Annotated in this window: 26 protein-coding genes and 3 pseudogenes; 17 read left to right on the top strand and 12 right to left on the bottom strand. The window is 55.7% G+C overall.

Annotation, left to right across the window (positions count from 1 at the left end; all coding sequences use genetic code 11):
- Window positions 1-2 precede the first annotated feature (2 nt).
- The 5 genes and pseudogenes from GHO32_RS07475 to GHO32_RS07455 form a co-directional block, all read left to right on the top strand.
- Window positions 3-284 (top strand): annotated as a pseudogene (locus tag GHO32_RS07475) (phage tail protein); the annotation flags it as partial.
- Complete coding sequence (locus GHO32_RS07470) at window positions 259-465, top strand: tail protein X (RefSeq protein ID WP_153334678.1); 207 nt, start codon at window positions 259-261, stop codon at window positions 463-465. The pseudogene GHO32_RS07475 and the gene GHO32_RS07470, both read left to right, overlap by 26 nt.
- A 172-nt stretch (window positions 466-637) precedes the next feature.
- Window positions 638-1891 (top strand): hypothetical protein, encoded by a 1254-nt coding sequence (locus tag GHO32_RS07465; RefSeq protein ID WP_256665482.1) that lies wholly within the window; start codon window positions 638-640, stop codon window positions 1889-1891.
- Between the two features lie 93 nt (window positions 1892-1984).
- Window positions 1985-2371: a hypothetical protein gene (locus tag GHO32_RS07460; protein ID WP_153334676.1), complete on the top strand. Its 387-nt coding sequence runs from the start codon at window positions 1985-1987 to the stop codon at window positions 2369-2371.
- Window positions 2372-2417: 46 nt separating this feature from the next.
- The gene (locus GHO32_RS07455) at window positions 2418-2594 is read left to right on the top strand and encodes a tail protein X (RefSeq protein ID WP_368668400.1); all 177 of its coding nucleotides are present in this window, start codon (window positions 2418-2420) and stop codon (window positions 2592-2594) included.
- Window positions 2595-2609: 15 nt separating this feature from the next.
- Here GHO32_RS07455 and GHO32_RS07450 read toward each other — a convergent pair whose 3' ends face one another.
- Both GHO32_RS07450 and GHO32_RS07445 read right to left on the bottom strand, forming a co-directional pair.
- Window positions 2610-2900 carry a BrnA antitoxin family protein gene (locus GHO32_RS07450; protein WP_153334672.1) on the bottom strand — a complete coding sequence of 97 codons (291 nt, stop codon included), beginning with the start codon at window positions 2898-2900 and terminating at the stop codon, window positions 2610-2612.
- A gap of 56 nt (window positions 2901-2956) precedes the next feature.
- A complete protein-coding gene (locus GHO32_RS07445) occupies window positions 2957-3154 on the bottom strand; it encodes a BrnT family toxin (protein WP_256665483.1) in 198 nt (65 codons plus the stop codon).
- Between the two features lie 152 nt (window positions 3155-3306).
- Here GHO32_RS07445 and GHO32_RS07440 point away from each other — a divergent pair.
- Window positions 3307-4106, top strand: a pseudogene (locus GHO32_RS07440) (phage late control D family protein).
- Between the two features lie 77 nt (window positions 4107-4183).
- On the opposite strand, the gene GHO32_RS07435 reads toward GHO32_RS07440, so the two are convergent.
- On the bottom strand, window positions 4184-7417 hold the full coding sequence (locus tag GHO32_RS07435; protein WP_153338158.1) for a DEAD/DEAH box helicase: 3234 nt from the start codon (window positions 7415-7417) through the stop codon (window positions 4184-4186).
- 375 nt (window positions 7418-7792) lie between these two features.
- On the opposite strand from GHO32_RS07435, the gene GHO32_RS07430 reads away from it, so the two are divergent.
- Window positions 7793-9343, top strand: a complete 1551-nt coding sequence (locus tag GHO32_RS07430; RefSeq protein ID WP_153334670.1) for a tyrosinase family protein — start codon at window positions 7793-7795, stop codon at window positions 9341-9343.
- Between the two features lie 18 nt (window positions 9344-9361).
- Window positions 9362-9637, top strand: a complete 276-nt coding sequence (locus GHO32_RS07425) for a hypothetical protein (RefSeq protein WP_153334668.1) — start codon at window positions 9362-9364, stop codon at window positions 9635-9637.
- 197 nt (window positions 9638-9834) lie between these two features.
- Here GHO32_RS07425 and GHO32_RS07420 read toward each other — a convergent pair whose 3' ends face one another.
- Window positions 9835-10308, bottom strand: coding sequence for a hemerythrin domain-containing protein (locus tag GHO32_RS07420; protein WP_048369323.1), 474 nt, complete (start codon window positions 10306-10308; stop codon window positions 9835-9837).
- A gap of 448 nt (window positions 10309-10756) precedes the next feature.
- Between GHO32_RS07420 and GHO32_RS07415 the strand changes: the two genes are divergently transcribed.
- On the top strand, window positions 10757-11056 hold the full coding sequence (locus GHO32_RS07415; protein WP_048369322.1) for an RcnB family protein: 300 nt from the start codon (window positions 10757-10759) through the stop codon (window positions 11054-11056).
- Window positions 11057-11309: 253 nt separating this feature from the next.
- Here the strand turns inward: GHO32_RS07415 and GHO32_RS07410 are convergent, their stop codons facing one another.
- Window positions 11310-12197 carry an AraC family transcriptional regulator gene (locus GHO32_RS07410; RefSeq protein WP_153334666.1) on the bottom strand — a complete coding sequence of 296 codons (888 nt, stop codon included), beginning with the start codon at window positions 12195-12197 and terminating at the stop codon, window positions 11310-11312.
- A 137-nt stretch (window positions 12198-12334) separates the two neighbouring features.
- On the opposite strand from GHO32_RS07410, the gene GHO32_RS07405 reads away from it, so the two are divergent.
- Genes GHO32_RS07405 through GHO32_RS07395 form a run of 3 tightly spaced genes read left to right on the top strand, consistent with a single transcriptional unit; the run spans window position 12335 to window position 14472 of the window.
- A complete protein-coding gene (locus GHO32_RS07405; protein WP_048386865.1) occupies window positions 12335-13078 on the top strand; it encodes an SDR family NAD(P)-dependent oxidoreductase in 744 nt (247 codons plus the stop codon).
- A gap of 18 nt (window positions 13079-13096) precedes the next feature.
- A complete protein-coding gene (locus tag GHO32_RS07400) occupies window positions 13097-13498 on the top strand; it encodes a VOC family protein (protein WP_153334664.1) in 402 nt (133 codons plus the stop codon).
- Window positions 13495-14472, top strand: coding sequence for a trans-acting enoyl reductase family protein (locus tag GHO32_RS07395; protein ID WP_153334662.1), 978 nt, complete (start codon window positions 13495-13497; stop codon window positions 14470-14472). Before GHO32_RS07400 ends, GHO32_RS07395 begins: the two co-directional genes overlap by 4 nt.
- A 16-nt stretch (window positions 14473-14488) precedes the next feature.
- On the opposite strand, the gene GHO32_RS07390 is transcribed toward GHO32_RS07395, so the two are convergent.
- Window positions 14489-15394, bottom strand: coding sequence for an AraC family transcriptional regulator N-terminal domain-containing protein (locus GHO32_RS07390; RefSeq protein WP_153334660.1), 906 nt, complete (start codon window positions 15392-15394; stop codon window positions 14489-14491).
- A gap of 192 nt (window positions 15395-15586) precedes the next feature.
- On the opposite strand from GHO32_RS07390, the gene GHO32_RS07385 reads away from it, so the two are divergent.
- The gene (locus GHO32_RS07385; RefSeq protein WP_048386876.1) at window positions 15587-16336 is read left to right on the top strand and encodes a glucose 1-dehydrogenase; all 750 of its coding nucleotides are present in this window, start codon (window positions 15587-15589) and stop codon (window positions 16334-16336) included.
- Window positions 16337-16406: 70 nt separating this feature from the next.
- Here the strand turns inward: GHO32_RS07385 and GHO32_RS07380 are convergent.
- The 4 genes and pseudogenes from GHO32_RS07380 to GHO32_RS07365 all read right to left on the bottom strand — a co-directional run bounded on the left by GHO32_RS07380 (window position 16407) and on the right by GHO32_RS07365 (window position 18986).
- Window positions 16407-17163: pseudogene (locus tag GHO32_RS07380) on the bottom strand (SDR family oxidoreductase).
- A 157-nt stretch (window positions 17164-17320) separates the two neighbouring features.
- The gene (locus GHO32_RS07375; protein ID WP_368668393.1) at window positions 17321-18247 is read right to left on the bottom strand and encodes a LysR family transcriptional regulator; all 927 of its coding nucleotides are present in this window, start codon (window positions 18245-18247) and stop codon (window positions 17321-17323) included.
- Window positions 18248-18549: 302 nt separating this feature from the next.
- Window positions 18550-18756 carry a hypothetical protein gene (locus tag GHO32_RS07370; RefSeq protein WP_123751518.1) on the bottom strand — a complete coding sequence of 69 codons (207 nt, stop codon included), beginning with the start codon at window positions 18754-18756 and terminating at the stop codon, window positions 18550-18552.
- A 20-nt stretch (window positions 18757-18776) separates the two neighbouring features.
- Window positions 18777-18986 (bottom strand): hypothetical protein, encoded by a 210-nt coding sequence (locus GHO32_RS07365; protein ID WP_082148698.1) that lies wholly within the window; start codon window positions 18984-18986, stop codon window positions 18777-18779.
- Window positions 18987-19207: 221 nt separating this feature from the next.
- Between GHO32_RS07365 and GHO32_RS07360 the strand changes: the two genes are divergently transcribed.
- The 3 genes from GHO32_RS07360 to GHO32_RS07350 all read left to right on the top strand — a co-directional run bounded on the left by GHO32_RS07360 (window position 19208) and on the right by GHO32_RS07350 (window position 20972).
- A complete protein-coding gene (locus tag GHO32_RS07360) occupies window positions 19208-19657 on the top strand; it encodes a glycine zipper 2TM domain-containing protein (RefSeq protein WP_048369308.1) in 450 nt (149 codons plus the stop codon).
- Between the two features lie 43 nt (window positions 19658-19700).
- A complete protein-coding gene (locus tag GHO32_RS07355; RefSeq protein WP_278937876.1) occupies window positions 19701-20633 on the top strand; it encodes a hypothetical protein in 933 nt (310 codons plus the stop codon).
- A 114-nt stretch (window positions 20634-20747) separates the two neighbouring features.
- Window positions 20748-20972, top strand: coding sequence for a hypothetical protein (locus tag GHO32_RS07350; protein WP_048369307.1), 225 nt, complete (start codon window positions 20748-20750; stop codon window positions 20970-20972).
- Window positions 20973-21111: 139 nt separating this feature from the next.
- Here the strand turns inward: GHO32_RS07350 and GHO32_RS07345 are convergent, their stop codons facing one another.
- On the bottom strand, window positions 21112-21468 hold the full coding sequence (locus GHO32_RS07345; protein ID WP_153336311.1) for a DUF488 domain-containing protein: 357 nt from the start codon (window positions 21466-21468) through the stop codon (window positions 21112-21114).
- 231 nt (window positions 21469-21699) lie between these two features.
- A complete protein-coding gene (locus GHO32_RS07340; protein WP_153336310.1) occupies window positions 21700-23115 on the bottom strand; it encodes a cytosine permease in 1416 nt (471 codons plus the stop codon).
- A 250-nt stretch (window positions 23116-23365) separates the two neighbouring features.
- Here GHO32_RS07340 and GHO32_RS07335 point away from each other — a divergent pair, with 250 nt between their 5' ends.
- Window positions 23366-24277, top strand: coding sequence for a LysR family transcriptional regulator (locus tag GHO32_RS07335; protein WP_047294692.1), 912 nt, complete (start codon window positions 23366-23368; stop codon window positions 24275-24277).
- Window positions 24278-24335: the final 58 nt, after the last annotated feature.

The following is a 24335-nucleotide window of genomic DNA, read 5'->3' as shown; positions in this document are numbered from 1 at the left end:
GACCAGCCCAACAGGCCATCGGCATGGGCAGCGAACGACTCACCCTCAAAGGCGCGATCTATCCAGGCTTCAAAGGCGGCCTCAAGCAATTCGACACCCTGCGTAGCATCGGCGCCCAGCTCCAGCTACTGGGCCTGACCACCCGCTACGGCGACGTACTGGGCAACTGGTGTTTAAAAAACATCGAAGAAGAACAAAGCGCCTTCCTGCAAGGCGGCATCCCCCGTAAACAGGGCTTTACCTTGGAGTTTGTACACTATGGCGATGACCTGCAGAACCGCTAGCGGCGACGTGCTCGACACGCTTTGCCAAAACTACTACGGCCACCTCAAAGGCGCGGTCGAAGCCGTGCTCGATGCCAACCAAGGGTTGGCAAATGAGGCGCAGCCGTATCGGGCCGGGGTGGTGATTCACTTGCCGGATGTGGTGGGGGCGAGTGAGGAGGGGGTGATGTTGTGGGGTTGATGACTGCAAACGGCATCGTTTTTAAATGGCCGAGCATGAAATAGATAAAGCCTTCTCAATTAAAGGAAAGGTCTGACAGATCCTTGTTAGAACTGGCCGATACAGTCCGCGCTCTTCAAGACGTTGGCCGGTATCAATCGGCGCGGTCAGTTTTAATTAGGGAAAATACTGCATGCGCCTTATTCGTCGACAAGATCGCGAACGACTCGGAATTAGCTTCAGAAATATAGAATCACCATTCTTTGCAAAAGCGAACGTCGAGCTTGCTTTGCATTTGCCCCATACGCCTCTTAACTTATTTCATGTTGATGTGTTCGGTCGGCCAATGAGTGACCAACAAATCGTAGAGGCTGTTGAAAACGGAGACCTGTTGCTGGTCGACGCTGCTCCCTTCAGTCCGTTAAGCGATGACAACTTGGGTCGGTATGCGCACATTACGGGGCAAGGCAGGCCCGGCAGTTTTCATAGCCCCGTTGAGCGGGAGAGAGAACCACTCCCAGTCTCAAAGCCAGAGTTCAGGCAGCCACTGCAAGAGCCTGGCTTCTATGTTGTTCCCAAAAGTACGACAGTCGATCAGTTAAAGGCTGCTCTGTTCTCGTCGCAATACCCCGCAGTGATGAGCAAGTTTGATGCACTCAACCCCGGGCTGAGCAATGTTAATGCCGGTTCGATGATTGTGTTGAGCGATCCCAACAACCTGCAATGCACCCGCGAAGAAGCGATATTGATGGCGGCCGCTGCCAAAGCCAATGAGGCGGTAAAAGCGCTTAGTCCGGAAGAGGCTGATTTTATGGCCAGACACCGCGATGAAATCGAAACTGTTAATGCGCGGGGTGCAACAGCAATAGGTATTGGCGAGGCAATGTTTGCCAAGAACCTGGATGATGTAAGAAAGCTTTTTAAAGAAGTCGAAGTATTGCACATTCGCTCATTCCAAACGGATGGACATTTACGGTCCCCAGCCTTTTTTGCGGAGCGTAGGCGTTTGCTGGCCCAACTCAACACAAACCTGACCACTTTGACCCGTAAGAGTATAGGGTTTCCAGACCATCCGAATTTAAAAAGTGCGCTCGGGATCTCCAGCCGTAGCTTGGTTCACCGCTGGACGTTGGCCGGTGGTGCAGATCAAATTCCGGGGTATGCCACTCATATTGACAGTGTGTCCAAGGCCTCTAAATATCTTAAGCTCGGTGGTTGGATTGGCACTGGTATTGGTGGTGGTGCTTCGTACATGAAGGTTCAAGACGTTTGTTCGGCGGGTAATTCTGAGGCTTGCAAGCGCGTTAAGTTTACTGAGGCGGGTAATTTTGCTGGTGGGATTGGAGGGGGGGGCAATAGCGGGTGCGCTTTTAACGGCCCCAACCGTCGCCGGGATATGTTTAGCGATTGGCGTACCAACTGTCGGGGTGGGTACAGTAGTCTGTAGCGTGGTGGTTGTGGGGGCAGGATCTTATGTTGGCGGTGAAGTGTTTGGCTCTATAGGCGAGAAAGCTGGAGAGGTTATCTATGAAGCTATTAAATGAATACTGCTGAGTCTTTCTTCGGATACCTGTGTGGTGCTGTAATTCTCGGCGTATTTTCTTGGATAGGCATCGCGCTTCGCATTGCGTATACAAAAATGGATTTAATGTTGCGACATTTAAAAAACAGTTCTGTCGTAGCACATTTAACCCAGTTAAGAAAAGGTGGCCCTTGGGGTAAATTGCTGCTGGTCGGTAGTATTTCAGGGATCGTTACTTTCCCCGGTTTTTACGTCAAACGCGGGCGTGTTTGCCTGGACGATTTAAGCACTTTTCCCATACTGCTCAAGCGTAAATTGGTAATTTTACAATGGGGCGGAATAGTGCTGCTTAGCTTAGGGTTCGTAATGTGGCTTCTAGGTAAAAGTATTGGCTGGCTTGAGTAACTTTCATTCATTGGTTGCGAGCGCATCATCCGCATAGGCGCTATCCATCCTGCACAGCATCGGCATCCGCTGGGCTTACGGCTATCTCGACTGCACAGTCGAAGCCGTGCTCGATGCCAAGCAAGGGCTGGCCGATGAGGTGCCACCGTATCGGGGCGGGCTGGTGATTCACTTGCCGGATGCGGTGGGGGCGAGTGAAGAGGGGGTGATGTTGTGGGGGTGACTCTTAGCTCTGGTGCTATTGCACATACTGTTGCAGTGCTTGATCCAAGCGAGTTTGCCAGCCGCTACCACCCGCTTTGAAGTAGTCCACCACCTGTGGAGAAAGCCGCAACGTGACCCGCTCTTTGACGGGAGCTTTTTGTGGTCCGCGTTCGCCTCGACGACGGACAGTTGCTTGAGTGAAGAACGCATCAACGGCTGCCGGGTCATTGGGGTCATACAACTCACCGGTCTCTGGGGTTACGGGTTCATCGGCATCGGCTTCACGCTGGACACGTTCCCAATCAGTCTTGCTGGAGGTTTGCATAGTGTTTTCTCTCCTGTTTTGAAGCGCGGCGCAATGAGATAGCTCGAATATCCTGGTCACGTTCCACGTAAACCAACACCAGAACGCCCCCCCATAACCTCGACCATGGCGATGTCCAGCAACCGATCTTCATCCTGTCGAGGCGAGCAGAGTGTGATCTTGTTCGGCGCGTCGTACACCAAGCCAGCATCTGCCAAATTAAGACCATGCTTGGCAGGGTTGGCTTGACGCTTAGCATCGTCGAAAACGATCATTGATTTTATCGTGCTCACAAATAAATAAGCGGGCAAGGCGACTGTGGCAACAAGCAGACAGAAGGCGAGCGGCGAAACTAGCCTGTTTGGGCTTTTTTTAAACCTTCCTTGATTCTGTGTTTTGTGTGGGAATTTTCTAATTTGGAGTATTTATGACCCCCACCTTTCGCATCTTCGCAAACGGCGCTGACATCACGTCGTTGATCAATGACCGCCTGCTATTAATGCGCACCACGGACAAACCCGGCATGGAGTCCGACGACTTCGAACTGCGCATCGATGACCGCGACAGTGCCGTCTCCTTGCCAAATCGCGGGGCCAGTATCGAAATCTTCCTTGGCTAGACCGGCACAGTGCTGGCCCGGTTGGGCCGTTACACCGTGGATGAAGTTGAGTTGTCAGGCCCACCCGACACCTTGGTGATCCGAGGCAAAGCCAGCGACATGCGCGGCAGCTGCAAAACTACACACAGTGGCAGTTGGGAAGGCGTCAGCTTGGGCAGTATCGTCAATGACGTAGCAGCGCGAAATGGTTGGTTGCCCATCTGCCCGGTGACGACCGAAGTGCCTCGGGCTGACCAACTGAGCAAGTCAGACTGCAACAACAACGAAGACGCGCCTGAGGGGCTACCTCCCGTACACACCGACCGGCATATCTACCCAAACGAATCTGCCGCCGAACAAGCGGCCAAAGCTCGGCTGACAGCCTTCAACCGCTTTACCGCTGCTGTTCGACTGGAAATGCCCGGGCGTACCGACCTGTTCGCCGGGCGCAGTATCAACGCCCAAGGCTTCAAGACAGGGCTCGATGGCGAGTACCTGGTGGACTCGGTTGAGCAGGTCTTCACCCAAAGCGGCTGGAGCACCACCGTTGAATGCAACAGGGGGAACAAGGCAAAGCCAAGGCAAGTGGTTTGAAGCCTGTAGTGCCGCTGAAAATCGTTGACCTCTAACGATCAAAACCCCAAACCCATCCCGCTCTCTAATTCGGTATAAAGGTTAGAAGAAGTACTTAAGGCGTCGGTATTTGTCATAGATGGATGTCGGTGGTCATTTGGGAATGAGCTGGTAGCAGTTCAATAACGTCACAGAAGAGTTTCCGCTGCTTCCAGTCATTGCGATCGCCAATCACATACAAGCGGCGCTTGGCCCGAGTGGCAGCGACGTTGAGCAGGTTAGGCTTGGACACCGCCCATTCGCGAGCGCCGCCGTTTTCACTGCTCCCACCCAGGACAAGGATGATTATTGCAGCCTCTTTACCTTGCATGGTGTGAATCGTACCGCGCACGATCTTGGTATCTAATCGATCCCTAAGCTGGTTGCGCACGTCCTGAAAGGGCGTGATAACTGCGATGCTATCCAGCGGCACTCCGTAGCTATCTAGCAATGCCAACAAACGTTCGAGCGCCTTGCCTTCATTGTCGACCCAATTGCCAGAGGAGCGGCCACTTGCGTGCACCCAGCCGGTGAGTAGACCGGCAGGAGTTTCTTTGACGGGAGAAGGCTCGATGGTGCCATAGACCATGGCTCCGTCGTAGGCGATGCGATTAGCCAGGTCGAACATTGGTTTGTCACAGCGGCGATGCACCACCAGCGGCAGGCCGACCCAATGTTTCTTGTCCTTGGGACCAGCCATACGACCCCAAGGGGTGGCCTGGTCGGCTAAGGTTTGGGCTGACTGGCGATTGGGTAGCCAGTGTGCATCGACTTGATAGCGGGTACGCATGTGTTCGAGCACGGCATCAGATACGGTGACGATCGGTTCCAATTGCAGCGGATCACCGACCAGCACAGCCCGGCGTGAACGCCATAGGGCGCCCACTGCAGCCTGCGGTGTAGCTTGACCTGCTTCGTCCACCAACAGCCAGCCAATCTCTGCGCAGCCAAGGCTACCGAAGGAGCGGGCGAACGAGGCGAAGGTACTGCTGAGCACCGGTACTACCATGAACAGCGAGGCCCATGCAGAACGTACCACGGACTTGGACACCCCCCGATACTGACTGCCAGTAAGCGTGCTGGTGATGAAGTCCAGGTTAGCGCGTAAACGCGAGGCTTCGATCTGGAAGAAAACGCGGTGCAGCTTGAGCGCTTCAATGAATACCTGTGCCCGAGCCTGACGCCAGCCTTCGACTATCCATGGTTCGAGCAGCTCGATCTCGCTGCCTCTGCCGATCTGACCTTGTTCGAGCCAGACCTGCAAATGCTTGGCCTTGCCCGTTCGGGCAATGCTGCGAGCTTTGTCGAGTTGCAGGGCGGCGTTGAGCACGGCTTCATTGATCTCCTGTTCGTCTCTAGCCAATTGTTGATTGAGTTCGATGAGCCGGCCGCTTAGCCGCTGTGCCTGGCGTTGCGCACAGTCGAAGGCGTCCTTGGCCAAGCTGCAAGTGCTATTGAGCAGTCGTTGCCGAGCTGCCCACGTGCGATAAGCACCCCAAAGGCTGAATAGGTTGGCGAGAAAACCAGGTTTTTTTGCAAGGTGTGCTTCGAGAGCCTGGAGTTCGCGTTGCAGTTGCTCGCGAGCGGGCGTGAGTTGCAGTGTTTCCAGCGTAGCTTGTTCGTCATCAAGACCGCTGCGTTGGGTCAGACGGACTTGGCGCTCCTTTTCCTTCTGTTGTACTCGGGCTTTGGCACTGATCACTGCCTGAACCCGTTCCAGAATGTCGCTGACTTGAGTGCGTATCGCTTGTTCGGCGTTCTTGGCGTCCTGGTATTGCTTTACGGCGGTGCGCCAGAAATTGGTTTTTTCGGCGGACGAGAGCAACTTCATTTGTGGTACTTGCTCGGACAACCATTCGCGCATGCCCTTGGGGGCTGGCTTGTCTTGCGTATTGTTCGCTAAGGATGCGTCGGGCGTTGGATCGCTGTCGTAGAGGTCTTCGTCCAAGGTGCCGTTGTCGATGGCCTCTGGTTGGGAGAGTGTGGATTCGTCTTGGGTCTTATTAGGTGGACGCTTGCCATAGAAGAAGCGATCGACGAACTGGGTACGTTTGGCTTTGCTGCCCAATGCCGCAGAGATCATTGCCCAAGCCGGTTTGCCGCTGGTGAGTTCGCCCAGTTCGCTGAAGTATTCGGCATCGGGCAGCCAGGATGGGTCAACCTTATCCTGCTGGGGCAACTCGAGAGTGACGTTCTCCACGGCACCATTGTTGGAGGAGGCTACCACCATTTCGAAGCCAAACAGGCGGGGGTTGAGCTGATAGGCAAAGCGTTCAAGTCCGCCATTGTTGGCGGATTCGCGACCATCCTGGATGAAGGCGTCCGAGGCCTTGGTCAACGAGGCCAGTACGTCGGCTCGCTGTGTCACCACTGCTGCGATCAGGTCGCGGAGAAGGGTGGTCTTCCCGGTACCTGGCGGACCGTTAACGCCCATTATGCCGGTGTTGTTACTGAGGTTTTGGAGCAGGCTGTTGACTGCCAATTGTTGGGAGTGCACTAACCCCAAATGTCTTTCGGCAGGCCAGCAGCCGGTCGCATAGCGCGAGGGGGCGAGGCGATCAATCAGAGCCAGATCTGCTTCGGGCTTGTCGAGGTGCAGGCGCTGAGTGGTGTCGTGATGACTCAGGTAGCGGGCCAACGGTTCGCTGGTTTCGCCACGGGCCAGGGCATCGGCCATGTCGGCCAAATCGCTTAGCAGGAAACTGTTGAGCGGATCGTCTTCTTGTTCGGGTTTGTTCGGGTTGATCGGTGCTGAGCGGAAGCGATGTTTGCGCGACTCGTCTGCGAAAAACTTGTCGAGTCCCAAGGTTTGACGAATATAGCTTGTTAGGCGTGACAGGTCAGCAGCGTGGACCACGCCACTGAGCAGACTTTTAGCCTGTTCGCGGAGGGAGTCCTGGGTCTCCTCGAAGCCGCGTGTCCAATCTTTCTTGTTGATGGCGCAGCCGACGAACCATGCCTCGCTGGATAGCACCAAGCTATCAACCACCATCATTCCTTGATCGTTGAACTTGAGTGCGTACAGGGCGGTGAGCCTTTGTTGTGGCTCCTTGTAGCCTTGGTCAGCGCCGTAGAGAGTCTCTAGCTGGCGAGAAACATCCAGGTTGTTGTAGAGGTGTGCGTAGAGCGTGTGGCTCCATACGCGTTTGTTCGGCAGGCGCTGTCGGCTCAGAGGATTGGCTGGCATCCAGGGCAGGATTTGTGCCGAGGTGGGGATGTCTTGGAAAAACGGCTGGTAGTCGCTGTCGCGCTTTTTCAGCTTTGGGACTGCCTGAGGTTGCAGCAGTTCGACGGCGTGCCAATAACGGACGATATTTTGCGAATTCATTCACTACGTCCTTGAAAGCGCTGGGGGGCTTGGATTCCTGGCAGGGAAGGATATCAGGCATGTTGCATCGCTTGATGGCGCCCGGCGCGCAAAAGTGATGCTAATCGTGAGCCGGGTCACTTATGGCATCTGCTCAAACAAGTACGCAGCGTTGAATGTGTAAGATTTTTCGACAAATCCTGGCGGAGTTTTGCTGGCAGAGGAGGGTGTCGCCTTTGGCTTTGTCGGTTGTCGATCTTTCTCCGCGACACCTGCATGCAATGCTGTTGCGGCAGCCGAAAGCACACCCTGCGAATGGGGTTCTACCGGCCGGCAGGCCTGATTGACCGCGCGGTAGGACGTATACGCACTGCATAAATCCAAGCCCGCAGGTGCATGGTTGAGGTTGATCACCACCTCCAGCGCATCGGTGGGGGACTGGGTAACCCGCGGCGGCGATTTGCCCGGTTGCAGGCCTGTGCACAAGATCAAGGATTGACCGCTGTTTGTGATTTATTGGAAACACGCTCACGCTCATCGTTGCCGGTGAACGTTAGTTTCACCGCCGTGGCGTTGCTGGCAGGGAGGCACGCAGATGGCAAATCTGCATCCGTGCTGGTATCGCAAATTTACGATTTTTCAGCCTGGATCTGGAGGTCGATAATGAATGGCATGAATCGCAGGCGTTTTATCGTTGGCGCCGGGGTTGCTGGCACTTGCGTGCTGCTTGGGAGCAGTTCGCTATTCTCGATGAATCAAACACTGCCCGCTGCCCGCTCAGGGGTCGCACGATTTACCCGCCTGGATGTCAGTGCCCAAGACTTCCCGGTCGGCATTCTGCAGGACTACAGCAATGCCATTGCCACAATGTTGCGCCTGCCGCCGCAGGATCCACGCAACTGGTATCGTCAGGCGCTTGTCCATCTTCTCGATTGCCCACACATAAACTGGTGGTTTCTGCCGTGGCATCAGATCTATCTTGGCTGGTTCGAGAAAATCTGCCGGGAATTGAGCGGTAACAGTGCATTCGCACTTCCGTATTGGAACTGGACCCACGTGCAGCGCGCGCCCGAGGAATTTTTCTCAGCTGGGCTGGACCCGACCAGTGATATGTTCCAGCAATACATGTATGTGTTCAGGGACAAGCTCGACGAGACCCTGGACGGAATCTGGAGCGGACTCAGTGATCGACAACGCGTGCTGTTGGGGCTGCGCGGCTACACCGAGTTGGAGATCCTCGCTCCGGAGGTGCGGCTGTATTTTATGCAGAACAACAATTCAAGGGATCTTAGCCAGGCCAATCCGGAGTTCGACGACGATAGTAAACAAGGCACCAGCGCAGAGTCTATTCACCGAGTATTGGCATCGCGAAAATTCGTCGGCTTCGGTGGTCAACTGGCACCGCACCATAGCGTATTCAGCGGCTCGGATTTATTGGAGAGCTTGCCGCATAACTCGGTACATGCCGCGGTCGGCGGCACGATGCTTTCGATGTTCTCGCCAATTGATCCGCTGTTCTATCTGCACCACGCCAATGTCGATCGGCTCTGGCAGGTGTGGACTGAAATGCAGACGTCCGAAGACCTCCCTGGTCACCCCGAGCCCGAGCAATTCGAGGCCTGGGCGGGGGAGTATTTTGAATTCTTCAGCGACGAGCATGCGGCGCCGGTACGCGACCTCCCGCTCCAGCACTATCTGCAGGCTGATCGTTTCGACTATTCCTATCATCCGTTGATTGTGGGTGAGACGCGGCCCTTGCCACTGGCGCCGGTACGCAGCGGTACGGTATACGACTCCATATTGAGCGCCAACAGCATAGGCGCAGGCCAAACCATCGATGCTCAGGTGGACGTCCCCGCTGCGGTGCTGCTGGATGCACTGGACCGGGATGGAGCTTCACTGCTTGTGGATGTTCGTATGGAGTATCCGGTACCTGCCAGTGCCTGAGAGTTGGAGTTGCTGCTCATGCCAAACAGCGGCTCTGCTGCGCCTTCCATATCGATCGGTAAGCTGAAAATTCTGGACATGCGCATGCCGCATGCAAACGATCAGCATGGACATCACCATGCAGGCTCATTCGCTCTCAGCGTGAATGCGGCATTGAGCCGGCTGCATGGCACCGGCGGACTGGATCCAAACACCGCGCTCAAGCTTGCACTCAACGCAAGTTTGAGCGGACTACGGCCGCCGCAAAGCAATGCACTTCAGATCCATGGCATGCAGGTTCGGGTCGTGGGCTAGTTGCGTAGCCAAGCTGTCTGAGGTCACACCGGCGCTTTACAACAAGTTTGCCCGGACCAATGCCTTTCATTGGATCGGTGTATAAATCAGGGCTGAGCTTTACCAGTCGTGGTGTGCGGCTACTATTGGCTAGTTTGAGGATGGGTAACAGAAAGCCCGCTGAGTAGCGGGCTTGGGTTTAAATCAAAAAGGTTTTATCAAGCAGCTTTCGACGGGGTCAAACTTTTCTTCAGGCTTGCTTTGAGGGTAAGCATTTGATCCCCGAGCTCATCAAGTTTGGCTTTTCCCAAAATCTTTTTCGCGTGAGGAAACATGTCGGTTTCTTCTTCTTCAATGTGGTGTTCCAAGAGTTCTTTGATCACTTTCACGCGACCGGCGAACTCCGGGCTTGTCGGATCTGTGCCCTTCAGGTCAGGCAGTACCAGGGAGTCGACTGTGCGATGCTCCTCTTTGGCTTCATAGTACATTTCTGCCTCAGCTTTACCGCCTGCAGCTTTATAGGCCGGGTAAAGGATTTCCTCTTCAAGCTGAGTATGAATGCTTACTTCCAGTTCAAGTTTTTCCAATAGTTCCGTGCGTTTCTTGACGGCCCGATCAGTCGACTCGCTTAACTGACTAAGAATGCTTTTCACTTTTTCGTGGTCGGCTTTCAGAAGGTCGATGGCGTTCATGGTATTCCCTCACTATCACGGATGGCGGGTGCCGATCTTTGCCGGCAATGTCCTTATGCCTGTCGCATTTGCCGTGCCAGTTTTCCGGGAATATTTTTCCGCTTAAATTCAGTCGGTTGCGGTGGATGGTGGCTAATAGCGCTCATGCAGCATGCCCGATCCTGTCTTTAGGATGATGCATAAATCCCTGCGCAATTGTTCAAGCGGGATTACTTCTCACTTAGCCGGGATTTTAATGAACGCTTCCTGTGCAGGCTGGTCAACCTCATACCACCCCCAGCGAGCGCACAGCTGAGGTTGCTTCTTCATAAAGTCTGCTTGATTGGGTAAGCAACGTGTCCGCTATGAGTAGGCTAAAGGATTCTGAAAGCCCTGCCTTAGCACTGTCCGATCTGACAGAGGATTGATCAACACACTCGCTCCGCCACGTCTACAGAGGGAATAATTGATGACTTACAAAAAACCATTTGCCGCTTTAACCATCGGGCTGCTTTGCTCACTGTCCAGCCTGTCCTTTGCCGCCGATGAGCCTAGCGTGACGCTTGATCGACCAGGTGCCGGCGCAGTGGAAATGAAGATTGGCGATATAGTCCCGGCTGAATATCAACGTGAGAGCCTGGAAATCAAAGACTGGAAAAATCGCAAGCTTAAAGCACCTGAGCAGCATGAGCAGTGGGTGGAGATCAAGGGCAAATACATGTTGATTAGCGTCCCTACCGGGACCATTAAAGAGATGGTCGACAAGTAATGAAATAGCGCTGGCCTTACGTCGTACGCTTCTTTCAGAGCGCATGCTTTTCGGCCAGGTCAGTACTGTTACTGCCACTCAAAGAAAAGCCCGCTCGGCGGCGGGCTCTTTGAATCGCCCGGATTCTCTTAGCATCTTGCAAGCTGTGTCCGTTCGACAGGTCGCCGTGCGGTGAAATGAAAAAGCCTGAATGCATTTATGGCTATTCGATTGCAGCGACGTCGATAGCTGGCAGTCACTGTTATCTGAAACGCTATCGGGCTCTGGTGCGGCCTAAAATTCTGTTGGTATCTTGCGCAGGGGGAAGCCCAAACACTTTTGCATAATCACGGCTGAACTGTGTTGCACTTTCATAGCCGACTTCGTATGCAGCCGTCATGACGCTCTTCGCGCTTGCCACCATCAGGGTTCTGGCCTGAAGCAGGCGCACGCGTTTCTGATATTGCAACGGGCTCAGGTTGGTTACTGCCTTGAAGTGTCGATGGAACGCCGAGACGCTCATTGACGCTCGTTCTGCCAGGCGTTCTACACCAATGGGCTGCGCGAAGTCGCGGCGGATCCATTGGATGGCCATGTTTACACGCGCTATTGCGCTGTCCGGCGCCGCTATCTCTCGCAACATCCAGCCATGAGGCCCCTGGAGGACCCGGAAGATAATTTCACGCTCGTAAACCGGAGCCAGGGCAGCGATAGCGTCCGGATCACCCATTAATTTCAGCATCCGAACCCAGGCATCCATGAGGTCGCTGGTCATTGACGCGACTGAAAACCCAGGGTTGCTGTCGATACGGCTGGCAGGTTTGGGCAGGTCACTGAACAGCGCTGATAACACCACTGGGTCGAGCGTCAGACTGACCGCCAGGTAGGGCTCTCCGGATTCGGCAGGATGTACCGAGCCCACAGCGGGTAACTCGATAGACATGACAAAGTATGTCGCAGGGTCATACCTTAAGGTTCTGTCCCCTACCGTCATGCTCTTACTGCCTTGCAGGATCACATTGATCATCGGGTCATAGACCGCTGCGAGCATGTGCTCAGGAATTTCCCCCTGAACCATGGCCACACGGGGGATGCCCGTTTCGGTACGGCGATTTTCAGCAGTGGCCGCGAGTGACCTGAGTTCGTTCAGTTGATTGTCCATACAGGCATGCTGAGGCCAGGTGCCAGCAGCCTGCAAGCGAAAAGCACAAACAGGCAGGTTTGGAGCAGGAACAGGTACGTTCCTGGCAGGACCGATAAGTACTCTGGTCATACATTTGAATGACAGAGGAACAGCATATGAGCGTAATCGTCATAACGGGCGGCAGCCGCGGCATCGGTGCCAGTGCCGCCGAGCATATAGCTCAGCGTGGTCTGGGGGTCATCCTCACTTACAACGCTCATCCAGAGGCGGCCGCAAAGGTGGTCGAACGCATCGAAAAGGCGGGTGGCAAGGCGGTAGCGCTCAAGCTTGATGTATCCGACGTTGGCAGTTTTGAGGCGTTTCGCCAGTCAGTGGTCGAGACGTTGCACGAGACTTGGGCTGTCACCACGTTGAGCGGGCTGGTGAACAATGCCGGTTACGGTTTGTTCAATCCCTTGGCAACCGTCAGCGAAGCGCAGTTCGATGGACTGTTCAAGGTGCACCTTAAAGGTCCGTTTTTCCTCACTCAAACATTGCTGCCGCTGTTGGCGGAAAACGCCAGCATCGTCAATCTGACCAGCGCCACGACGCGTGTAGCCACCGCCGGCGTTGCACCTTATGCGGCATTCAAAGGTGGGCTAGAGGTGCTGACCCGCTATATGGCCAAGGAATTTGGCGGGCGGGGTATACGGGCCAATGCCGTATCACCCGGTGCCATTCGTACTGAGTTGGGCGGGGGATTGAACGACGAGTTCGAAGCGATGCTGGCCGCGCAAACTGCGCTGGGCAGAGTCGGCGAGCCGGATGACGTCGCGCGCGTCATTGCAATGTTGCTGTCGCAGGACAGCGAGTGGATCAATGCTCAGACCCTCGAAGTCGCGGGCGGCTACATCATCTGAACCCAGAAGGATTTTGTCATGCTGGATCACGTCTTTTTATCCGTGAGCGATATCAGCCGCTCCGTACGCTTTTACGAAGCAGTGTTGACGCCGTTGGGTATCACTGCGCGTCTGGACTACGACGGTAAGGACGGCCCGCCGGGGCATCCTGACTTGAAAGGCTTTGGCGCCAGGGGGCGAGTGTTTTTCTGGTTGCGCGAAGGGATCGTCGAAGGGCGTGCCGCTCACGTAGGTTTTGTTGCAAACAATAAAGCCGAGGTGGACGCGGCCTACAGTGCAGCCATGAAGCAGGGCGCCGTCGACAATGGTGCGCCTGGTGCCCGTTTGCACTACGACCCCGATTACTACGCTGCCAATGTGCTGGACCCTGATGGATACAGCCTGGAATTCGTCTATAAAAAATGGCAGCACACCCAATGAGCACTCTTCTGATCTACGGAGCAACAGGCTACACCGGCCGCATGGCGGCAGAGCGGGCGAAGGCGCTTGGTCTGAATTTTGAAATCGCCGGGCGCAATCATACCCGGCTGGCGGCACTGGCAGCGCATCTGGGCGTACCGTTTCGTGTGTTCGATGCCGATGTTGATGCCGATAACTCATTGTCTGGCATCTCGGTATTGCTCAACTTCGCGGGACCGTTTGCGTACACAGCTGAGGTATTAATGCGCGCCTGCATCAGGGCCGGGGTCGACTATCTGGACATTACGGCCGAGATCAACGTGTACCGTGTGGCAGAACGGTTAGGCGCTGAGGCCGCTTTACAGCAGGTCATGCTGTTGTCAGGCGTCGGATGGGATGTAGTGCCAACTGATGCGCTGTCGGTGCAGGTGGCCAAGCGTGTTGAGCAGCCTTTTACACTGAGCATTGCACTTCAGGTGCCAGGCTCAATGTCTCGTGGATCAGCCATGAGTGTCAGCGAAATCATCGGTGCGGGGGTGCTCGCGAGGGTCGCTGGGGAACTCGTTGCAACACCCGATGCGGCGCCCCGTCATTTTGATTTTGGTGAAGGTCCGGTTCTCTGCGTGCCACTCTCTTTCGGTGATCTGGTGACGGGCTGGCATTCGACCGGCATCCCTAATATCGCGATATTTGTGCATATTTCGGGGGACGCTTTTCCAGAAGGCGATCTGTCACTGTTGCCCGAGGGGCCCACCCCGGATCAGCGGGATGCGCATCGCGCCCGTGCAGCAGTTGAGGTCACAGGCAGCGATGGCGCCATTGCACGCTCAGTCATCGAAACCGTGAATGGCTATACCTACACGCCGCTGGCGGCAGTGGAAGCTGCACGGCGGGTATTGAACGGTGAGCGCCTGTCGGGTTTTGCAACACCGGCGAAGGTGTTTGGAAGTGGTTTTGCCGAGAGTATCGAAGGGACTCGGATCACCGATTTTTAAGGCTTGAGGCAGTTGTTCATGAGGCTGTTGCGAGCGCTTTGCTCACAACCTTCGCGGGCCTTGAGGGCTTGAATCGCGCCGCGTCCCGCGCCGGTGGCAGACCATACAGGCGCGCGTACTCCCGGTTGAATTGAGAGGCGCTTTCATACCCAACGGTGTAGGCGATGGATGTTGCATCTAGTGTGTCGAACAGCAACAACCATCGCGCCCTCAACAAACGCAGGCGCTTCTGATACTGAATCGGGGTCATGGCCGTTACCGATTTGAAGTGCCGGTAGAAGGCGGCCACGCTCATGTCTGCCATGACGGCCAGCGGCTCTACCCGAAAAGGTTCGGTGTAGTGATCGCGAATCCATTGAGTGACACGGCGGATCTGCATCATCCGGCCATCCGGCCGCGCGACATCCCGAAGAATCCCCCCTAGTGGCCCCTGTAACGCGCGGAACAAAATTTCGCGCTCAATCATCGGCGCCAAAATCGCAGCCTCATACGGGTGATCCATGAGCCGCATCATCCGCAGCCATGCGTCGATCATGTGCGCGGGTGCAAGCACGCCCTCGAAACATGCGCTTTGCGCCGCCCTTGGCGTTTTGCCTTCGTCCATCAACAGCCCAGCGATCACCTCGACGTCCAGCGTCAGGCTGACCGCGAGATAGGGTTGATCCACTGCATTTGCGTGAATCTGACCCGTAGCGGGCACATCGACAGGCACCAGGAAATAGTGGCCTGGCGAGTAACTGTAAACCTCTTCCCCGATTGACAGGGTCTTGGTGCCCTGAAGCACCAAATGCAGCATCGGTTGATAAACCTGGTTGGCACAGGCCTCGGCCCGCACCATCGCCACACGGGGCAATCCGGTATCGGTCCACTTGTCTTGTGCGCGCATCACGATGCTGCGCAGTTCTGCCATTGGTTTTTCCATGCCTTCCACCGTGAGCCAAACCCCGGGGCATAGCAAGCCAACTGATAAGAATAGGCAAGTATGTGCGACTAACCGGCAAACCTCGGTGGCTTCAATGCCCGAATACTGATGGCAAGCGGCTCGATGCCTTGCGGTTGTTTATCGCCTGACTGCACCGAAGCCTTCTGTCACGCAACGTCAAAAGGGCTGGTCATGAAACTCGAAGGAAAAATAGCAGTTGTCACAGGCGCATCGAAAGGCATCGGTGCCGGGATCGCCAAAGCTTTGGCCGCGCAGGGCGCAACAGTCATCGTCAACTATGCCTCCAGCAAGGCCGATGCGGATGTTGTGGTGGGCCATATCACAGAGCACGGCGGTTCAGCATTCGCCGTACAGGCTGACATGAGTCAGGCAACTGATGTTGTGCGGCTGTTTGAAACAGTCCGCACGAAGTACGGCTCCCTGGATATCTTGGTCAACAATGCCGGCGTCGCGGTGTTTCAGATGATCGATGACCTGACCGAAGAGGCCTTTCACAAACAATTCAATCTGAACGTGCTGGGCTACCTGCTTGCGGTACGTGAGGCCGTCAAACTGTTGGGGCCGACAGGCAGCATCATCAATATCAGCTCAATCCTGAGTACTGATCCCTACCTCGCGTCGAGTGTGTACTCAGCAACCAAGGGCGCAGTCGATACATTGACCTTCGCACTGGCCAGAGAGCTGGGGCCGCGTGGCATCAGAGTCAATTCGATTTTGCCGGGGCACACGAACACTCCAGCTACCGACGGCAATTTCGCCGGGGCGTTCGGTGAGAAACTTATTGCCGGAACTCCGCTGGGACGTTTCGCAGAGCCTGAAGACATCGCACCGCTGGCCGTGTTTCTGGCGTCTGCAGATTCGCACTGGGTGACAGGCGAATCCATCCGCGCAGCGGGCGGTGTGCGCGGTGTCGGTTACTAGCGCGACGGGTAAACCTTCAGGCCCACGCTGGCGTGCGCCTGAAGTGTTTGTTAGCGGGTAACCGGCCGGATCAGGCTTGGGCCATGCCGCCGTCTGCAAAGAGTTCGGTGCCATTGACGAAACTGGAGTCGTCACACGCCAGGAACAAAGCAGCCTTGGCGATCTCATCCGCTTCAGCGACTCGGCCCATCGGGATGAGGGTACCCAGATAGTCGATCATGCCTTGCTGCTGCGCCGGATCATCCCCCGCATACCCCAGTAAAGCAGGCGTGTGCACAGGCCCCGGGCTCAACACATTGACCCGGATGCCGGTGCCTTTGAGGTCAAGAATCCAGCTGCGAGCCAGATTACGTACCGCCGCTTTGGACGCAGAGTAGACGCTGAATGCCGCCGTGCCCGCGATGCTGGCGCTAGATCCTGCAAGAATGACTGACGAACCGCTGACCAGCAGTGGCAGTGCTTTCTGGACGGTGAATATCAGCGCTTTGACGTTCAGTCCAAACGTCTCATCCACTTGCTGTTCGGTGATCTGTCCCAAGGGCAGTAGCGTGCCACCGCCCGCGTTTGCATACAGCACATCGATTCGCCCTGCCTCGGTTTTGATCTGTTCGAACACATGATCAAGGATCGGCGATCCGGGTCGAGTCTGCCTGGATGTACGTGACGTTAGCGCCGATAGCGTTGTGCGCCGTTTTTAACGCCTCTGCGTCACGTCCGGTGATGTAGACATGTGCACCTTGTGCGGCGAACAGCTTGGCGGTTGCCAGGCCGATGCCTTGGGTGGCGCAGGTGATGAGTGCGATTTTGCCGTCGAGTCTGTCGGACATGATGAATACTCCTGGTGCCTGAAGAGCCTGGCCTGAAGGGTTCAGGTCAGTAACTTGGGGGGAGTCTAGGAGCGTCGTCTCTAGGGCAGAAGCCCGTGAAAATAGAGACATAATTCCTCTGGATGGATAATCAGACGTGTGTATTGCAACGGGTCCTTCAGCGTCGCTCAACGGCTTGGGTGCTACAACTTTCGTTGTTGAACAGCTCAACTGCCCAGTCGATAAAGGCATGCAATTTTGCGCTGGGGTGGCGCGCTCCCGGATAGACCAATTGCAGTGGATGGGGGGCAGGGGCCCAGTCCTCAAGTAACGGCACCAAACGCCCGGCAGCCAGGTGCGCCCGCGCGCTAAAACGAAAAATTTGCCCGATCCCCATCCCGGTCAGCACCGCTTCGGTCAGTGCCGTGCTCTCGCTCACGCAGAGGGCTGGCTGACCATTGACCTCGTATGTCTCATGACCTTTGGCGAAGTGAAGCGGCAGTGTCTTTCCGGTGTTCGAAAAGAAATAGCGAATCGTGCGGTGGTTTTGCTCAAGCGCTTGTGGGTGAGTCGGTATGCCAAAAGAGGCCAGGTAACCAGGCGTCGCACAGGTGACGAAGTCTGCATTGCACAAGTGGCGTCCAATCAGCGAACTGTCCGGTAATGCGCCGCCGCGAATGACACAGTCGACGCCATCGCCGATGAGATCCGCGGGGCGGTCGTTGACCCCAAGCAGCAATTGCAGGTCAGGGTAGCGGGCATGAAAATGCGGCAGTGCCGGGATAATGACCAGATTGGCCAGCGATGAACCAATGTCCACGCGAAGCCTGCCTCGGGGGCTGGCGCGTGCCTGACGTGCGGCGAGATCCATTTCGTCGAGTCCTGCAAGCAGGTTCAAGGCTTGCTCCCGGTAGGCTTCACCGGCCTGGGTAATAGTGAATGAGCGTGTACTGCGTTCGATCAGCTTGGTGCCCAGGTGTTGTTCAAGGTCCTGAAGCAGTTTGCTGACGGATGAGCGTGGAATGTTCAACGAATCGGCTGCTTTCGCAAACGAGCGGGCGTCAGTGATTCGGATGAAAACCCGTATGGCGAGAAGTTGATCCACAGCTGCGCTCCAGGAAAACTTTGAGGGATGGCTCACATTTCTCTAACATTCAAGTCGGTAGTGTCTCGATTTCTCGGGAGTCGAAATCAGCTTGGGCCTGCATGACCGCAGCCAAGTGGTCGAGCGTCCAGAGGTACAGGGCGTTGAAGGGGTGTTCAAGTGTCCTGCCCAGTTAGCTAAGCCAAGTTGATACGACCCATTCGGTCAGCAATCCCCGAGTGACAATTGAGGGCGATACGGCACATCGACTGAATGATTGCTAAGACCCAGTGAGTTGCCCGGCCAAGCCACGCATCCATCCCTCACTCCCGCTTCCAGGCCATCTCATTACCCGAAAGCATCGGCACCAGCGACCGATCACACATATCGGCCATGGACAACAGTTTCTGCGCTTCTTCGCGATCACCTGCCTGAATCAGTCGCCAGGCTTTGACGCGCATCCTCTGGCCGTGGTCATAAAGGTTTTCGGAGGCTCTGGCTATTCCCTCGTTACCTGAAGGCTTGTTCATGGAGTGGGTTCCTGCTGTGTTCAGTGGAGAGTCACAACACGGCGGCTTTCGCCAATGCGGATTCTGTCTAACGCCCGGTTTAATGCATCAAGGGCTTCAAGCAGTGCTTTAGCCTCGGTTTCTCTGCCATCTCCCCATAAACGTTCAGCCATTTTATTGAGCGTCAAAATGGATCGCTCGATGTCTGCAGCAGTAGCGGCTGCAGATGTTGCAGTTTGTTTCTTCGGCATTGTCACAACTTCTGCAGTTCTGGGTGGGCAGCCATCTAACTATCATTGATCCGCCTGGCTTGCCAGCACCCTTATGTATTCCATTGTTAATGAGGATATGTAAATGCCTGCTTTAGTGATTTGCCCGAACCGTCATGCGTACATCGATCCTGACGCCCGAAAACCATGTGCTACGCTCATTCGGGTTTGAATCTACCTTTCTTTTCAACAGGGAGTGCGCAATGAGAAGCATCATATCCACGTTAACAATCACCCTCGCAGCGCTAGTGCTCAGCGCCTGCGTCACTGGTGGATCTAATAACGGTGGGGAGTTTGAAATCCGTACGGGCGTGCTTGAGCAAGTTGAACTCACGCAAGTCAAGTCAAACCATGACAGTGGTATTGGCGCCATTGTGGGCGGTATCGCGGGTGCCGGTTTGGGCAGTTTGATCGGTGCAGGCACCGGGCGTGATGTGGCCATGGTGGCCGGGGCGCTGGCGGGGGCTGTGGGGGGTAATTACGCCGAGAAGCAAAATTACGACAAACCCCGTGAAGCGCAACAGCTCATTGTGCGTCTGAAAAGCGGTGTTCTGGTGTCAGTAACCCAGCCGGTTAACCCGGCCTTGGCGCCCGGCATGCATGTGTACATCGAAGGCTCCGGCAGCGGTGCGCGAGTTATTCCACAGAACTGATGTGCGCTGTTCGGGCGCACGATATTAAAAGCTCAGGGGCTGTGTGCCCCTGAGCTTTTTGCCAAATCAGTCACTGCTACAAATCCTCATTTCCTTCCTGCATCAGGTGCACCTGATAAATCATGCGTGCGCGATTTTTTGGCGTGCTATACCTAGTTCAAATCCCAACTTAAAAATTAAAAACATGCTCTCAATATTCCATCCCATTGATATGTATTCGTGGTTGATTCTAGTGTCGATGCTGCTGGTTTTGTGCCTGGCAGCGTTTGCAGGCAAGGTGGTGTGGGGCGGTAAAGCTGTTCGCAGTGCTGATTTCGATGATGAGCTAAAAGTTGTTTTAGGCTGCATCCTGTCGATGTTCGGTTTGTTGGTGGGTTTTATTCTTTCTTTTGCAATAAGCGGTTTGAACTCACGCATGGCCGCCGAAGAAAATGAAGCTGTCGCCATCGGTAATGCATTCCAGCGCACGACGTTGCTCACAGAGTCTCAGCAAGAGACCGCAGAGAAGCTGCTGGAGGAATACCTGGCCCTGCGGATTGCATTTTATGCCACCGATGATGACGCCAAACGCGCAGATATCCGTATGGAGTCCATCAAAAAACAAGCCTATATGTGGTTTCAAATCAGCAAGCTCGCGAAGGTTAACCCCAACCCGGTCATTGTGACCGTGCTTAATGCAAGCAGTGAGTTGTATGTGGCCCAACAAAAAACCATGTCCAGCTGGCGGCATCAGATACCGGTCGTTGCCTGGGCACTGCTTGTGTTGAGTGCGGTCTGTTCCAACTTTTTGATTGGCTACAATGCGCGGGGCAAGTCCGGGAGTAATGTGTTGGTGTGCATCATGCCGATTTTTACAGCGCTGGCATTGTTCATGATTGCGGAGATCGATGTGCCGGGCAAAGGCCTGATACGCGTGGCCCCCGATAACTTGAACGCCTTGATCTTGACCCTCGAACAAGGAGGGCTGACGTTCTAGTGGGCTGAAGTTGCCTGAGCGTGTCAGCGAGTCGCCCCCTCGAATCGCTGACCGATTGGCAGCCAGCCCCATTACCGGGTAACGTTAGCGCTCCAGTCCTTATCGATTTACGCCATGTCCTCGCTCAAGTTGCATCGCCTCACCATCCTCGGTTTGATCTTTTTCATTCTCGGCCTGCTCGGCGTCCTTTTCGCCCTGTACAGCATCTATACCGGGCCAAAGCCTACAGAGCCTGCCCTCATGCGCAGTCTAGTGCTGGCCGGGTGCATGCAGTTGACCGGCTGGGTACTGCTCAACCGCAATCGCTGGCGCATGATGTTCGGCAAATCGCGTAAGTAGTCGTTAGCCTGGCACCCTGTGGGAGCGGGCTTGCTCGCGATACAGGCAACGCGGTGTGCCTGTAACAACTGGTCGGTGCAATCGCGAGCAAGCCCGCTCCCACAAGGTGGAGTTCTATATGCCGCGTTAAAAAAGCAACTCAACCCAGCACAAGGCGGCCCTCAAGCATCTCTTTGAGCACCACCGCCTCATTGTGTGATTGATCCTTGGCCGCATAGATCAGCGTGATGTCGCCTTGCTGCGCCTGTTGTTGGAGTTGCGACAGCGCGGGGTTGTTCTTGAGTTCTTCGCAGTAGCGCTTTTTGAACTCAGGCCATTTTTCAGGTGCGTGCCCGAACCATTGGCGAAGTTCGGTGCTGGGCGCGACCTCCTTGAGCCACAGATCAATGTGGGCTTTTGCCTTGGCCACGCCCCGTGGCCAAAGCCGGTCGACCAGAATGCGCTGGCCATCCGTGTCACTTGGGTGTTCATAAGCCCGCTTCAACATGACGCTCATGGCGTCCTCCCTGTTCACGCGACAAGACACATAGCGTAGCAGGGCAGGGTGCGCTTACGTGCAGTAGATCATGTCGTATGTACAGTCTCCACGCTCGCATGCAGGGTCTTCCAATGGCAACTGTTGTCACCAAATCCTGTAGTCGCTGCCAAGGCACGAAGGCTGCGATGAGTGCTTTCACATCCCATCGCAGCCTTATACATCGTCAGCGCTTAAAAGCCGGGCCTTTAATCAGACGCTACCCACCAGTTTCGATTCGTTCATTCGGCGCTTGTACGCACTGTCCCGGCTCGCCAGCCAGTAGTACAGCGGCGACGTCACCAGCAGCCCTACGATCCAGGACAAATCCGCCCCGTCGAGGTGTGCGGAGATCGGACCGACGTACAGCGGAGTGTTCATAAACGGGATCTGCACCGCAATGCCGATGGCGTAGGCCAGCAATGCCTGCGGGTTGTAGCGGCCATAAATGCCACCGTCGACGCGGAAGATCGAAGCGATGTCGTATTTGCCTTTGTGAATCGCATAGAAGTCGATCAGGTTGATCGCCGTCCACGGCACCAGGACCACCAACAGCACCAGCACCATGTCGACGAAATGGCCGATAAAGTCTTTCGAGGCGAAGACCGCCGCAATCGCACATGCCGCCAGTACCACGGTAGAGATCAGCGCTCGGCTTTTGGCCGTCGGAATCCAGCGATAAGCAAAGGTCTGAATCAAGGTGATAAGCGACAGCACGGCGCCGTACAGGTTGAGGGCGTTGTGGCTGATCACGCTGAGCAGAAACAGCACCAGCATCAACGGGCCAATCGCGCCGGTGGCGAGTTTCACGGCGTCCATGGTGTCCATCCCGACCGGCGTAGCGAGCACGGCCACCGCACCAAAGATGAAGGACAGGCTGGAGCCCAGCACCGAGCCCATGTAAGTGGCCCAGAAGGTGGACGCCACCGGCACATCCGCCGGGAGGTAGCGCGAGTAGTCAGACACGTACGGGGCAAACGCGATCTGCCACAGGGCCGCTAGCGACACAGTGGCCAGCCAGCCAGAGATGTTGAACTCGCCGCGGGTCAGAAAGTCGGTGGTCTGGATGTGGGTGAAGATATAACCGAAACCCAGCACGATACCGGCGCCCAGCACCCAGGTGCCGATGCGGTTGAGCACGTGGATAAAGCGGTAGCCGATGATGCCGATGATCCCGGAGCCGATGGCGCCGATCACGATCCCGACCGGTACGGGCACCGAGTCGACCACGCCATGCAGGGACTTACCGGCAAGCACGATGTTGGAAGCAAAGAAGCCGATGTACATGACGCCGGCGATCACCACCACCAGCAACGCGCCGAGAGAGCCGAACTGGGCGCGGCTCTGGATCATTTGCGGGATGCCCATTTGCGGGCCCTGGGCTGAGTGCAGCGCCATCAGCACGCCGCCGAGCAAGTGGCCGACCAGAATGGCGACAATGCCCCACACCAGATTCAGGTGGAACAGTTGCACACCCAGTGCGCCGGTCACAATCGGCAACGGCGCGATATTACCGCCGAACCACAGGGTGAAGAGGTCTCTTACCTTTCCATGGCGATCTTCCGGGGGCACGTAGCCAATCGTGTGCTTTTCGATGAGTGGTGCGGAGGATGTTGCAGTGGTGACCATGATGAACTCCAAGGCAGGAAGAGTACGTGGGCGTACTTCGCAGTGCGCTTTCAGGGCAGCGCTTTGTTGTTGGAGTGATCATCTGTAATGGTGGCAGGCAGGTAAATTAGTAAGTTTGTTGCTATAGACCTTAAAAAATATAGCTCATACCTTTTTTTGCTCCGGTATGTTGCATACACCGCCAACGCTGAAAAAAACGGCTTTTTCCTGCACTTGTTTGGGGCGAAACCCCACGTTTATCGAGGTTCCGATGGCTGCCTACAACCTGCGCCAACTCAAATATTTTATTACCACGGCCGAATGCGGGAGCGTCGCAGAGGCGTCACGCAAGCTTTATATCGCCCAGCCTTCGGTGTCTACCGCCATCAAGCAACTGGAAGACAGCTTTGGCGTGCAGCTGTTTATTCGTCACCACGCCCAAGGCGTTTCGCTGACGCCCAGCGGCGCGCGTTTTTATCGCAAGGCGCAGGAACTGCTTCGCGTGGCCCATGAATTTGAGCAAAACGCCTTGGCGGACAATGATGTGGTGTCGGGCCAGATCGACATCGGCTGCTTTGAGACTGTCGCGCCGCTGTACTTGCCGCGCCTGATTGCGGGGTTCAAAAAGCGCTGGCCGGGAGTGGAAATACGCATTCGCGACGGCGAACAGCAAGAGCTGGTGCAGGCGCTGACGGCGGGCAGCATCGACATGGCCATGCTTTTCGAACACGACCTGGGCGGCAGTATCGAAACCACGCCATTGATGCCGCCGCAGCAGCCGTACGCGCTGTTACCGGCGGACCACCGCTTTGCGCAGCAAGCCAAAGTGTCGTTGGCCGACCTGGTACTGGAACCGATGATTTTGCTCGACGTGCTGCCGAGCCGGACCTACTTCGTGAGCATCTTCGAAGAGCGCGGATTAACCCCGAACATCGTCTTCAGCTCGCCGTCGATCGAGATGGTGCGGGGCATGGTCGGCAGGGGATTCGGGTTCTCGATTCTGGTCACCAAACCCTTTACCGAATACACCTACGACGGGCAGAAACTGGTGTGCATTCCCTTGGCCGAAACCGTCACCGGCTCCGGGCTGTCAGCCGTCTGGCTGCGCCGGGCGCCGCTGACCAAACCGGTGCAATTGTTTGTCGATTACTGCCGCGAAGAACTGGCCAGAGTCCTCAGCTAACCTCACGGCCCAGTAGGAGCGAGCGTGCCTCGCGATCTTTTGATCTTTAAAAAGATCG

The sequence above is a fragment of the Pseudomonas sp. FSL R10-2189 genome (genome assembly GCF_009600325.1).
GTDB lineage: Bacteria > Pseudomonadota > Gammaproteobacteria > Pseudomonadales > Pseudomonadaceae > Aquipseudomonas > Aquipseudomonas helleri.
This window is presented reverse-complemented; position numbering and strand designations above follow the sequence as displayed.

Bases quoted from the DNA above. Each gene is read 5' to 3' on its own strand.
- GHO32_RS07470 (WP_153334678.1), top strand. From the start codon at position 259: ATGGCGATGACCTGCAGAACCGCTAGCGGCGACGTGCTCGACACGCTT.
- GHO32_RS07465 (WP_256665482.1), top strand. From the start codon at position 638: ATGCGCCTTATTCGTCGACAAGATCGCGAACGACTCGGAATTAGCTTC.
- GHO32_RS07460 (WP_153334676.1), top strand. From the start codon at position 1,985: ATGAATACTGCTGAGTCTTTCTTCGGATACCTGTGTGGTGCTGTAATT.
- GHO32_RS07450 (WP_153334672.1), bottom strand. From the start codon at position 2,900: ATGCAAACCTCCAGCAAGACTGATTGGGAACGTGTCCAGCGTGAAGCC.
- GHO32_RS07445 (WP_256665483.1), bottom strand. From the start codon at position 3,154: ATGATCGTTTTCGACGATGCTAAGCGTCAAGCCAACCCTGCCAAGCAT.
- GHO32_RS07435 (WP_153338158.1), bottom strand. From the start codon at position 7,417: ATGAATTCGCAAAATATCGTCCGTTATTGGCACGCCGTCGAACTGCTG.
- GHO32_RS07430 (WP_153334670.1), top strand. From the start codon at position 7,793: ATGGTTGAGGTTGATCACCACCTCCAGCGCATCGGTGGGGGACTGGGT.
- GHO32_RS07425 (WP_153334668.1), top strand. From the start codon at position 9,362: ATGCCAAACAGCGGCTCTGCTGCGCCTTCCATATCGATCGGTAAGCTG.
- GHO32_RS07420 (WP_048369323.1), bottom strand. From the start codon at position 10,308: ATGAACGCCATCGACCTTCTGAAAGCCGACCACGAAAAAGTGAAAAGC.
- GHO32_RS07415 (WP_048369322.1), top strand. From the start codon at position 10,757: ATGACTTACAAAAAACCATTTGCCGCTTTAACCATCGGGCTGCTTTGC.
- GHO32_RS07410 (WP_153334666.1), bottom strand. From the start codon at position 12,197: ATGGACAATCAACTGAACGAACTCAGGTCACTCGCGGCCACTGCTGAA.
- GHO32_RS07405 (WP_048386865.1), top strand. From the start codon at position 12,335: ATGAGCGTAATCGTCATAACGGGCGGCAGCCGCGGCATCGGTGCCAGT.
- GHO32_RS07400 (WP_153334664.1), top strand. From the start codon at position 13,097: ATGCTGGATCACGTCTTTTTATCCGTGAGCGATATCAGCCGCTCCGTA.
- GHO32_RS07395 (WP_153334662.1), top strand. From the start codon at position 13,495: ATGAGCACTCTTCTGATCTACGGAGCAACAGGCTACACCGGCCGCATG.
- GHO32_RS07390 (WP_153334660.1), bottom strand. From the start codon at position 15,394: ATGGAAAAACCAATGGCAGAACTGCGCAGCATCGTGATGCGCGCACAA.
- GHO32_RS07385 (WP_048386876.1), top strand. From the start codon at position 15,587: ATGAAACTCGAAGGAAAAATAGCAGTTGTCACAGGCGCATCGAAAGGC.
- GHO32_RS07370 (WP_123751518.1), bottom strand. From the start codon at position 18,756: ATGAACAAGCCTTCAGGTAACGAGGGAATAGCCAGAGCCTCCGAAAAC.
- GHO32_RS07365 (WP_082148698.1), bottom strand. From the start codon at position 18,986: ATGCCGAAGAAACAAACTGCAACATCTGCAGCCGCTACTGCTGCAGAC.
- GHO32_RS07360 (WP_048369308.1), top strand. From the start codon at position 19,208: ATGAGAAGCATCATATCCACGTTAACAATCACCCTCGCAGCGCTAGTG.
- GHO32_RS07350 (WP_048369307.1), top strand. From the start codon at position 20,748: ATGTCCTCGCTCAAGTTGCATCGCCTCACCATCCTCGGTTTGATCTTT.
- GHO32_RS07345 (WP_153336311.1), bottom strand. From the start codon at position 21,468: ATGAGCGTCATGTTGAAGCGGGCTTATGAACACCCAAGTGACACGGAT.
- GHO32_RS07340 (WP_153336310.1), bottom strand. From the start codon at position 23,115: ATGGTCACCACTGCAACATCCTCCGCACCACTCATCGAAAAGCACACG.
- GHO32_RS07335 (WP_047294692.1), top strand. From the start codon at position 23,366: ATGGCTGCCTACAACCTGCGCCAACTCAAATATTTTATTACCACGGCC.